The organism is Streptomyces sp. NPDC051776, assembly GCF_040681345.1.
In the GTDB taxonomy this organism is placed as follows: Bacteria; Actinomycetota; Actinomycetes; order Streptomycetales; family Streptomycetaceae; genus Streptomyces.
On sequence record NZ_JBFAYQ010000010.1, the window covers coordinates 45,052 to 55,843 of the forward strand.

Here is a 10,792-nt window from a genome sequence, read left to right on the forward strand (position 1 = left end):
GCGACCGGCCGCGTCAGCCGACGAGTTTCGAGACGAGACCGTCCAACTCCCCCGGTCCCGTGGGGACTCCGCTGTGCACCACCTCGCCCTTCTCGTCCAGAAGGACGAAGGAACTCTGCTGTGTGATGCCGAACTTCTTCCATACGGCGCCCCGTTCGTCGGCGACATGTGGAAAGCCGCTGACGTTCGTCGAGGAGACGAAGGACTTCATGGGCCCGGTCGTGTCGAGTCCGGCGATGCCGACGACATGGACCTTGCCCCTATAGGTCCGGGCGAGTGCGGCCGCCTGGGGCGCCTGGCCCCGGCAGGTGCCGCACCACGGCGCCCAGAACCACAGCGCAACCGGCTTCCCGGCCAGGGTCGAGCCGTCGAAGGGCTTGCCGTCCAGGGTCGTACCCCGGAACCGCAGGGTCGCGGGAACCCCGTCGGTTCCGGAGTCCGGAGCGCCGTCGTCCCCGGCCTGCGCCCGGCCGTCCGCGGTCCGCCCCCCGCCGTCCGCCTTCTGCGCCCCGTCCCCTACGGATGCCGCTTTGCTGGAGGAGGCCGCACCGGCCCCGCTGTCCGTGGCGCACCCGGTGGTGGCGAACGCGGAGGCAGCGAGCAGAGCGGTGACGAGGACGCGGGCGGGGCGGCGCATGCGCATGGCGGGCTCCCTTGAGGTGTGACGCTCTGAGCTCCCCCTGCTTACCTGAGCTCCCCCAGCTATACGGCCCGGGCGGGGGAAGCGTTCGGTGCCCGGGAGGTCGCTTCACGCGGAGGCGCTGCGCGGGTGGGGCGCTGAGGTGCCGTGCGGGATCACGCTGAGGTCCTGTGCGGTACGGCGGGGAGGCGCGGTGCTGTAGTACGACCGGCCCGGCTGAACAGGCCACCTCCGCCCTGCGTATCTCTGGACACACGTCCGCGGACCAGCGGGCGGAACATGCCCGCCCTGCCGCTGCCGACCCCCAGGAGGACCGTCGCATGAGCGAACCGCACGCCCTTCAACTGCAAGCCCTCCCGGACGGCAAGGCCGAGCTCCGCCTGGTGCTGCGCCTCCGCTGGGAGGACATCGCCCTGCTCGGCCATGAAGCCGGCCGTCTCGCCGCCCAGATGGGGCGTCCGATCAGTCTCGACGAGGCCGCGAGCCACAAGCTGAGCACCCGCCCCGCCCCGGCGTCGCCCAACGGGAAGGAAGCCGGAGCCGCGAAGGAGACGTCCGAGACGCCGTCGGTGGTGCACGCGGTCCGCTCCCAGGAGACACCGCGGCACGCCCTCCAGCAGCCCGGCGAACAGCCCCGCACGGCGTAACCCCCGCCCGCCACAGGCCGGCCGTGTCGGCGGCCGGCCAGGAGGGGACGGGCAGTCGGGACGGAGCCGATGCGCGCAAGCACGGGGACGACGCCCCGTGCACCCCCGACGAGTGCCGCAGGCCTTGCCCGTGCCCGCACAGGCCACCGAGTTGCTCGACCTCAACGTCCGCCATCGACTGGGCGGGCGTCTCCGCGGTCGGCGCCCAGGCACCGAGCTGTAGTGGCAGGGACCGTGCGCGCGGCTGCACGGGTACGGTCCCGCGGGCGGACCGGAAGGCCCGGCCACCCGCACTCGTGCCGGACCGCATCGCGCTTCGGCGGTCCCGGCCCCGGCTCCGCGCACTGTCGGAAGCCGACGATCCCGGCGATGCCGTCCGAGGCGCCGGCCAGGGCGCTGAACGCCACGATCACGGTGAGCCCGGACCAGCGCGCCGCGGGCCGGCACGCCGCGGGCCGGCGCGGCGCAATGCCGTTCCCCGGGGCGCGGGAGGAGGCAGATCCTCCGGGAGCCGGACGGGCCGGTGCCTCAGGGCGCCACGCGAGCCGGGCTCGTACGGTCCTCCGGCTCCAGCCGGGTCAGGGCGTCGATGGCGGGAAGGGCAGCGAGGAGCGCTGCCCGGTCGTCCGGGCACAGCCGGTCCAGCAGTTCCCCGAGGCGCTCGGCGCGGGCCGCTCGGCGGCGGGCCAGCGCCTCGCGCCCGGCATCCGTGATGTGTACGCGGACCACCCGGCCGTCCTCCGGATCGGAGGCCCGCGTCACCAGTCCCGCCCCCTGCAGGCGGGAGATGAGCTGGGTCATCGCGGGCTGGGTGACGCCCTCACGGACGGCGAGTGCGGTGAGACGGCCGGGCCCGGTCCGCTCCAGGGCGCTCAACGTCGACACGGCGGTGAGCGAGAGCCCCACGGGCGCCCCGAGGCGGCGGAAGAGACGGAGGAGGCGTTCCAGTACGGCCGCCGTCTCCGCGGCCACCGGGTCGCCCTCGGTGTTCCGGCGGGTTTCCATAAGCCACTTATGTCACTGAGTTATGCATCTACGAAAGAGACCTACCTCAGCCAGCCGTGAGCCGAGGCTTGGACGAACCGGAAGCCCGCCCTCGCAAAACTGGACGAAATACGGAGGGAGACCCTCCGAGCGGTGTGACTTTGCTCACCGTCCATGCCGCCCACACCCCAACAGCCTCACCCGTCACCGCCGTTCCGCACCCACACCTCCGGGCGCCGACGACGGCCACGGCCGGGGGCTGGAGCAGCCCGAAGCCGGGCATAGGGGAATGGGGCCGAGGCGGCCGGGCGGATGAGGGGAGGATGAGGCGGTCGGCCGCCGATGACGTGAAGAGCGGACCGTCCATGCATGCGTCGCGCCGGACCGGGCAGTCGCCCCGCCGGCAGTGCTCAAGGAAGGCGAGACGCTCATGCTTCCGCTGGTGACGGGCCTGTCGCAGTCCGTGATCCGTCACAGCGTCAGTTGAGCGCCTGGGAACGGCCATCCGCAGTTCGCCTACAGAGAGCATCGTGCAGGCCAAAGGTTGACCATGAGAGCGGCGGATGGAACCTGTGACGTTCCCGTGCGTCTCCACTAATGAACGGACGACGGGAGTTCGCTGTGAGAATCGATCCGGCAGAAACCCGGAATCAATGCCCGCAGTGCGGCGGCCAGATGCAACAGAGCCCGAACGGCGGCTGGCTCTGCGGGAATTGCGGGGCGCAACGTTGAGCAGCGACACGTACTCCACCAACACCTGCCCAGCCTGCGGAGCGCAGATAGACGGTCTGCAGAACCGCTACGTCTGCGGCCTTTGCGGCTGGGTCAGCCCGCCCGACGGCCGGACGCCGGAAGCCTCCGCCGAGGAGTAGCCCCCGCTCCCGTCACAGCGCCCGTCACCGCGGCGCCCGAGCCCCCGTCGGCCCCGGGGGACGCCGCCGCACGACCGTCCGTTCCGTGCGCCGGGACCGGGTCACCGTGAGCTGTCGGGCGTTCGCCCTACGTACCCAGCCATCCGGTCGCTGGCAGGTGCGGGCCGGTCGTGGGACGCTGACATGCGAAGGGAGTGTCCGCCGAGCAGGCCTCGGGAGGACGGATGGGACGTGATGTCCCCGCACGGGTCTTCACCCGCGAAGACCGGCGCGAGTACCGACAGAAGATGCACCGGTGCCTGGACGCCTTCGCCCAGATGCTGCGGGACGAGCGCTTCGAGACCGGGCGCCCGCAGGTCGGCCTGGAGATCGAGCTCAACCTCGTCGACGACTCGGGCGAGCCGTTGATGCAGAGCACCGAGGTCCTGCGGGCCATCGCGGATCCGGCCTGGGCCAGTGAGCTGGGACGGTTCAACCTCGAGATCAACATCCCGCCGCGCCAGCTGACCACCGGCGGCCCCGGCGCCTGGGAGCAGGACGTACGCGACGCCCTCAACCACGCCGAGCACAGGGCCACGACGGTCGGCGCCCACCTGATCATGGTCGGCATCCTGCCCACGCTCCAGCAGACCGACGTCACCGAGGACGCCCTCGTAGACAACCCGCGCTACCGCCTCCTCAACGAGCAGATCTTCCAGGCGCGCGGCGAGGATCTGCGCATCGCCATCGACGGCGTCGACCGGCTGCGCACCTACGCCGACACGATCACACCCGAGGCCGCCTGCACCAGTACGCAGTTCCATCTGCAGGTCAGTCCGGACGAGTTCGCGGACTACTGGAACGCCGCGCAGGCCATCGCCGGTGTCCAGGTGGCTCTGTCGGCCAACTCCCCCTTCCTCTTCGGCAAGGAGCTGTGGCGGGAGACCCGTATCCCGCTGTTCGAGCAGGCCACGGACACACGCGCGGTGGAGCTGAAGGCCCAGGGGGTGCGGCCCCGGGTCTGGTTCGGGGAGCGCTGGATCACCTCGGTCTTCGACCTGTTCGAGGAGAACGTCCGCTACTTCCCCGCCCTGCTCCCCCTGTGCGAACCCGGGGACCCTCTGGAGTCGCTCAAGCACGGTGTGATCCCGGAACTGCCCGAACTCACCCTGCACAACGGCACGATCTACCGCTGGAACCGCCCCGTCTACGCCGTCGTCGACGGCACGCCGCACCTCCGCATCGAGAACCGGGTGCTGCCCGCCGGCCCCACCATGGCCGACACGACGGCCAACGGGGCGCTCTACTACGGGCTGCTGCGGGCCCTGGTGGAAGAGGACCGGCCGGTGTGGTCCCGTATGTCGTTCTCGGCGGCCGAGGACAATCTGCACGCCGCCGCGCTGCACGGCATGGACGCCCGCCTCTACTGGCCGGGAATGGGCGAGGTGCCCGCATCCGAACTGGTGCTGCGGCGGCTGCTGCCCCTCGCCCACACGGGGCTGGAGCGCTCCGGCATCGATGCCGCGTGGCGCGAGCCCATGCTCGGCATCATCGAGCAGCGGTGCGTCACACAGCGCAACGGGGCTCTGTGGCAGGCGGAGATGTACCACCGCATCGAGGAAGCCGACCACGTCGGCCACCACGAGGCGCTGCGCCGTATGACCAGGCAGTACATCGACTACATGCACCTCAACGCCCCCGCACACACCTGGCCCGTCGACTGAGGAACCCCCGGCAGCACAGCGAAAGGTGGGCGCCCTTCGAGCGAAGTGACGGAACAAGCACCACGGCGATGTGTCGCCCCGGCGGACGGGGAAACCCGCCCGCAGCCGCACCCCACACGACGACAGCGTGGCCCGGTCCTCTCCGGGCCATCGGGACGGACGCCTATGAACAGCGGGTACAGGGGTCCCGAGGAATACGGCCGGGACCCGCTCGGAGACTTCCTTTCGCACTTGCTCGGCACCGGGCCGCAGAGCCGCCGGCCCGACTCGCGCCATTTCGACTTCGGACGCCTGATGAGCGAACCGGCGCGGCAGCTCGTGTCGGCCGCCGCCTCCTATGCCGCCGAGCACGGCAGCACCGACCTCGACACCCAGCACCTCCTGCGCGCCGCGCTCAGCGCGGGGCCGACGCGGGCCATGGTGTCCCGCGCCGGTGCCGACCCCGACGCCATCGCGGCCGAGATCGACCGCCGGGCGGGCGAGGGCCCGCCGCGCAGGCAGATCGCCGTCACACCCGCCGTCAAACGCGCCCTGCTCGACGCCCATGACATCGCCAGGTCCACCGGCGCCTCGTACATCGGGCCCGAGCACGTCCTGGTGGCGCTGGCCGCCAACCGCGACTCCACGGCCGGACAGATCCTCAATGCCGCCCACTTCGATCCGCGCTCGGGCGTCCCCGGCGGCATCGCGGCACCGCCCGGCTCCCCCGAGCAACGTACGGCCACGGGCGACCACGGCACGCCCACGCTCGACAAGTTCGGGCGCGATCTCACCGACCTGGCGCGCGGCGGGCGCATCGATCCGGTGATCGGGCGCGAGGAGGAGATCGAGCAGACCGTCGAGGTGCTGGCCCGCAGGGGCAAGAACAACCCGGTGCTCATCGGGGAGGCGGGTGTCGGCAAGACCGCCATCGTCGAAGGGCTCTCCCAGCGCATCGTCGACGGCGACGTCCCCGGCATCCTGCTGGGGCGGCGGGTCGTACGGCTCGACCTGTCCGGCATCGTCGCGGGGACCCGTTACCGCGGGGACTTCGAGGAGCGGCTGACCGCCGTGATCAACGAAATCCGTTCCCACTCCGACGAGTTGATCATCTTCATCGACGAGCTGCACACGGTCGTGGGCGCGGGCGGAGGCGGCTCCGAGGGCGGGCCCATGGACGCGAGCAACATGCTCAAGCCCGCCCTGGCCCGCGGCGAGCTCCATGTCATCGGCGCGAGCACGCTGGAGGAGTACCGGCGCTACATCGAGAAGGACGCGGCGCTCGCCCGCCGCTTCCAGCCCGTGCTCATCCCCGAGCCCAGCCCGGACGAGGCCGTCGAGATCCTGCGGGGCCTGCGCGACCGGTACGAGGCGCACCACCAGGTCCGCTACACCGACGAAGCCCTCCTGGCCGCCGTCGAGTTGTCCGACCGCTACCTCACCGAGCGGTTCCTGCCCGACAAGGCGATCGACCTGATGGACCAGGCGGGGGCGCGGGTCCGGCTGCGCTCCTCCACCCGGGGCACGGACATCCGGTCCCTGGAACGCGACGTGGAGCAGCTCCGCCGGGACAAGGCGCAGGCGGTGGCCGCCGAGGACTTCGAGACGGCCGTACAAGTCCGGGATCGAATCGCCGAGTTGGAGAAGAGGATCGAGGAAGGCAAGCGCAAGGAGCAACCGAGGGGGGACCGCATCCCCGAGGTGACCGTCGAGGACATCGCCGACATCGTCTCGCGGCAGACCGGCATCCCCGTCAGCAGCCTCACCCAGGAGGAGAAGGAGCGTCTGCTGGGCCTGGAGGAGCAGCTGCACCAGAGGGTCATCGGGCAGGACGAGGCCGTCACCGCCGTCGCGGATGCGGTGCTGCGCTCCCGCGCCGGACTGTCCAGCCCCGACCGGCCCGTGGGCAGTTTCCTCTTCCTCGGTCCGACGGGCGTCGGCAAGACCGAACTCGCCCGAGCGCTGGCGGAGGCACTGTTCGGGAGCGAAGACCGGATGGTCCGGCTCGACATGAGCGAATACCAGGAGAGGCACACGGTAAGCCGGCTGGTCGGAGCACCTCCGGGGTACGTGGGCCACGACAGTGCCGGGCAGTTCACGGAGGCGGTGCGCAGGCACCCGTACTCCCTGCTGCTGCTGGACGAGATCGAGAAGGCACACCCGGACGTCTTCAATGTGCTGCTGCAGGTGCTGGAGGACGGGCGGCTCACCGACTCCCAGGGGCGGACCGTCGACTTCACCAACACGGTCATCGTCATGACCAGCAACCTGGGCTCGGAGGCCATCTCCGGCCGCGGCGGAACGCTGGGCTTCGGCGCGGGCGGCGACGGGGAGGCGGAGGAGGAGGCACGGCGCGAACGGGTCCTGCGCCCGCTGCGCGAGCACTTCCGGCCGGAGTTCCTCAACCGCATCGACGAGATCGTGATTTTCCGTCAACTCACCGACGAACAGCTCCGGCGCATCACCAGCATGCTGCTCGACGAGACGCGGCGGCGTCTGCGCGCCCAGGACGTGACGGTCGACTTCACCGCGGAGGCGGTCGACTGGCTGGCCCACCGGGGCTACCAGCCGGAGTACGGGGCCCGGCCACTGCGGCGCACCATCCAGCGCGAGGTGGACAACCACTTCTCCAGGCTGCTCCTCAGCGGCAGGCTCCAGCCGCACGGTCATGTGGTGGTGGACGTGGCGGACGGGAAGCTGACCATGCACCGGGGCCCCGCGGAGGAGCCGGAGGCCCAGGCGGAGGCGGGTTGGACGGGCTGAACCTGCTGAAGGGCTGGACGGCTGGACGGGCTGAACCTGCTGGACGGCTGAACCTGCTGGACGGCTCGTGGGCCGGCCGTCGGGTTGACTGTCCTGACTCAACCGCCCTCCGAGACGGCGCAGTTGCCGATCCCTGCACTACTCCGTGCTCCCGCCACCCGTACGGTCGTCGTCCGGAGTCCCCGCGCCGCGGACCCTCCAGTGTGCGGCGGCGAACGGGGCCAGGTCCGCGTCGATTCCCGCCGCGACCAGGCCCGTCCCCGGGGGCATGGCGGCCCAGTAGGGGAAGGGGGCACCCGTCCCGGCGTGATCCGTCAGCACCCACGTGGCGCGGGCGCACTCGGCCATCAGCTCCTTCAGCGCGGCCTGTTCGGCGTCCGGGCAGTTGACGCCGCGCTCCGGATCGAGTCCTTCGGCACCGAGGAACGCGAGATCCGGGCTGATCCTGCGCAGGGCCTGTTCCGTCCTCGTACCCGCCAGGGTCGCGTGGGGCCGCCGCAGTGTGCCGCCCAGGACGACGACCTCCACGACGGCATCGACCAGTTCGAACAGGGTGGCCAGACCGTTGGTGACCACGGTGATGTCGGTGCGGTCGCGCAGTTCGCGGGCCAGCCGCTCGACGCCGCGCCCGGCGTCGAGCAGCACCACCGCGCCGTCGTGGACCAGGGCTGCCGATGCCGCCGCGACCGTGTCCGGCCCGCCCGGCGGTCCGCCGCCGGTACCGCGCCGCTCCGCACCGAGCGGGTCCACCGCCCCGCCGTAGGTGCGGGTGATCCGGCCGCGGCGCGCAAGGACGGCCAGATCCCGGCGGATCGTCGACAGGGAGACTTCGAACTCCGCCGCCAGGGCGTGCACGCTCAGCTCGTCGTCGCCCAGGAGCTGCACCAGGCGCTGCCGCCTGTCCCTGGTGGAGGAGCGCTCCCGACCGGCCACCTCACGGTCCCCTTCCGCCGGAGACCCGGCATCGGAGGCGACTTCTTGCGCGATTCACGCAATTCCGACGTTAGCAGGGCGTCCCGTCCACCGGAGAGCCCGCAGAGCCCGCTGCCACCCGCGCCCACGTCGCCGGGCCTGTGCGAGGATCCCCCGCGGTGCGCGCGGGTGATCGCGTGCCTGGACGGTCCCACCGCGGAAGGTGACGATGTACGCGATATCCCTGGGCGACGACGGCGCGAAGCTGCGCCCGCTGGAGCCGTGGCGGGCCGAGGAGTTCCTGGCCCACATGGACCGGGGGCGGGAGTTCATCGGACGGTTCGTCGGGCTGCCGGACGTCGTCACGGACCTGGAGTCGAGTCGTTCATACCTCCAGAGGTACGCGGAGAAGACGGCAGCCGACACGGGCCGGATCCACGGCATCTGGTCGGACGGCACGTTGGTCGGCGGAGTCCTCATCCGGACGATGGACGTCGAGCAGGGCACCGCTGAGGCGGGCTGCTGGCTGGAACCGTCGGCGGCGGGCCGGGGCCTGGTCACCCGGGCCGCGCGCGTGATCATCGACTGGGCCGTCCGCGAGCGGGGCATCCACCGCGTGGAGTGGTGGGTCTCGTCGGGGAACGCGGCCAGCATCGCTGTGGCCCGCCGACTCGGCATGCGGCGGGACGGCGTGCTGCGGGAGAACCACCTGTACCGCGGAGAACGGCACGATACGGAGATCTGGTCGGTCCTGGCGCCGGAGTGGCAGGCGGACGAGCCGCAACCGTGAGCCGAGAGGTGCGGCGGCCGTGCAGGCGGCAAGCGCGTCCGGCGCGGCCCGTTGCGGCCGGGCCGCTTCGTGGACGTGACTGTCGGCGGGGGTACGCCGCCGGGCGTGCGCCGGCACGGTCCCCCGGGTGCAGGGCACTGTCTTGCGGCGCGCGTCGTTCCCGGCGTCGCCCCCCCCGCGAGGACGGCCGTCAGGCACCGGCGCCGTAGCCGGGGAAGCCGGTTCGTTCGAAGGCCACGGCGGCGGCCCCGACGACGCCGACCCGGTCCCCGGTGCGGGCCGCCACGATGCGTACGGCGCCGGCCGCAGGCCCCATGGCCTGCTCGCGCACGAGGCGGCGTACGGGCGCGAGAAGTTGTTCACCGGCGCGGGTCACGCCCCCGCCGAGCACAACGCGTTCGGGCTCGAAGACGTTGACGAGCGAGGTGATGCCACAGGCCAGTGCCTTGGTGGTGGCGATCCACACCTCGGCTGCGACGGGATCGCCCGCTCCGGCCTCGTACGACACATCGGCCGCGGTGAGCGGCTCGTACGCGACGAGTGCGGTCGGCCGTCCCGCGGCCTCGGCGTCGGCGACGGCTTCGCGGGCCCGTTCGGCGATCGAGGTGCCGGAGGCGTACGCCTCCAGGCAGCCGGTGCGGCCGCAGCCGCGGCAGTGGCGCCCGGTGCGGTCGACCGTCACATGGCCGAGTTCGCCACCGTTCCCGGCCGCGCCACGGTAGGTGCGGCCGTCGATCACGACGCCGCCGCCTACTCCGGTGGACAAGGTCAGATAGAGCATGTGCCGGGCACCGGTGCCCGCACCGAAGCGGTGTTCGCCCGCCGCGGCGGCCGTCGCGTCGTTGTCCAGGACGGCCGGTCTGCCGTAGCGCTCCTCGGCGAGGCGCGTGACCGGCACGTCGATCCAGCCGGGGAGGTGCGGCGGGCGGAGGACGATGCCCGCGGCGGGGTCGAGTGGGCCACCGCAGCCGATGCCGGTGGCGGAAATGCGCCGCGGATCGGTCCCGGACTCGTCGATCGCCTTGCGGCCGAGGTCGAACAGCCGGTTGAGCACGGCCCGCACCCCTTCCTGGACGAGGGTGGGTGCCACCAGGAACGAGCGCACCCCGCCGTCCGCGCCGACGACCCCGGCCGCCAGCTTGGTCCCACCGATGTCCAGCCCGAGGACCGCGTCCGGGGCCCGGTCGGCCGGGTCGTCTCCGTCCGCCCGGCCCTGGTGAGGGTGTGCCATGGGTCTTCATCCGTCCGGTGTCGTCGTCTCGTGCACGGCGTGCCCGTAGGGCGAGCCTGCCATGGCGGTGCCCCGACCGGGCGTGCTCGCACCGGATCACCCACGCCGGACCATGCGTATCGCGCGCACCGCATCGCGCACCTCGCACCGCATCGCGCACCTCGCACCGCATCGCGCGCACCGCATCGCGCACCTCGCACCGCATCGCGCGCACCGCATCGCGCACCTCGCACCGCATCGCGCGCACCGCATCGCGCACCTCGCACCGCAT

The 10,792-nt window shown here is 72.1% G+C and carries 9 protein-coding genes and 1 pseudogene; 6 read left to right on the plus strand and 4 right to left on the minus strand.

What is annotated here, in order from left to right; genetic code table 11:
* Positions 1-13 precede the first annotated feature (13 nt).
* Positions 14-643, minus strand: coding sequence for a redoxin family protein (locus tag AB0M26_RS10780; RefSeq protein ID WP_365257881.1), 630 nt, complete (start codon positions 641-643; stop codon positions 14-16).
* Between the two features lie 317 nt (positions 644-960).
* Here AB0M26_RS10780 and AB0M26_RS10785 point away from each other — a divergent pair, with 317 nt between their 5' ends.
* A complete protein-coding gene (locus AB0M26_RS10785; protein ID WP_365257884.1) occupies positions 961-1,287 on the plus strand; it encodes a hypothetical protein in 327 nt (108 codons plus the stop codon).
* A 528-nt stretch (positions 1,288-1,815) separates the two neighbouring features.
* On the opposite strand, the gene AB0M26_RS10790 is transcribed toward AB0M26_RS10785, so the two are convergent.
* The gene (locus tag AB0M26_RS10790) at positions 1,816-2,292 is read right to left on the minus strand and encodes a MarR family transcriptional regulator (RefSeq protein WP_365257887.1); all 477 of its coding nucleotides are present in this window, start codon (positions 2,290-2,292) and stop codon (positions 1,816-1,818) included.
* A gap of 707 nt (positions 2,293-2,999) precedes the next feature.
* Here AB0M26_RS10790 and AB0M26_RS10795 point away from each other — a divergent pair.
* The 3 genes from AB0M26_RS10795 to AB0M26_RS10805 all read left to right on the plus strand — a co-directional run bounded on the left by AB0M26_RS10795 (position 3,000) and on the right by AB0M26_RS10805 (position 7,588).
* Complete coding sequence (locus tag AB0M26_RS10795; protein WP_365257890.1) at positions 3,000-3,143, plus strand: hypothetical protein; 144 nt, start codon at positions 3,000-3,002, stop codon at positions 3,141-3,143.
* A 224-nt stretch (positions 3,144-3,367) separates the two neighbouring features.
* The gene (locus tag AB0M26_RS10800) at positions 3,368-4,846 is read left to right on the plus strand and encodes a glutamate-cysteine ligase family protein (protein ID WP_365257893.1); all 1,479 of its coding nucleotides are present in this window, start codon (positions 3,368-3,370) and stop codon (positions 4,844-4,846) included.
* A 165-nt stretch (positions 4,847-5,011) separates the two neighbouring features.
* On the plus strand, positions 5,012-7,588 hold the full coding sequence (locus tag AB0M26_RS10805; RefSeq protein ID WP_365257896.1) for an ATP-dependent Clp protease ATP-binding subunit: 2,577 nt from the start codon (positions 5,012-5,014) through the stop codon (positions 7,586-7,588).
* A gap of 138 nt (positions 7,589-7,726) precedes the next feature.
* Here the strand turns inward: AB0M26_RS10805 and AB0M26_RS10810 are convergent, their stop codons facing one another.
* Entirely contained in the window at positions 7,727-8,521 is a 795-nt protein-coding gene (locus AB0M26_RS10810) for a DeoR/GlpR family DNA-binding transcription regulator (RefSeq protein ID WP_365257899.1), read from the minus strand.
* A 208-nt stretch (positions 8,522-8,729) separates the two neighbouring features.
* Between AB0M26_RS10810 and AB0M26_RS10815 the strand changes: the two genes are divergently transcribed.
* Positions 8,730-9,290: a GNAT family protein gene (locus tag AB0M26_RS10815; protein ID WP_365257902.1), complete on the plus strand. Its 561-nt coding sequence runs from the start codon at positions 8,730-8,732 to the stop codon at positions 9,288-9,290.
* Positions 9,291-9,480: 190 nt separating this feature from the next.
* Here the strand turns inward: AB0M26_RS10815 and AB0M26_RS10820 are convergent, their stop codons facing one another.
* Positions 9,481-10,521, minus strand: a complete 1,041-nt coding sequence (locus AB0M26_RS10820) for an ROK family protein (RefSeq protein WP_365257905.1) — start codon at positions 10,519-10,521, stop codon at positions 9,481-9,483.
* Between the two features lie 61 nt (positions 10,522-10,582).
* Here AB0M26_RS10820 and AB0M26_RS10825 point away from each other — a divergent pair.
* Positions 10,583-10,792: pseudogene (locus AB0M26_RS10825) on the plus strand (hypothetical protein); the annotation flags it as partial.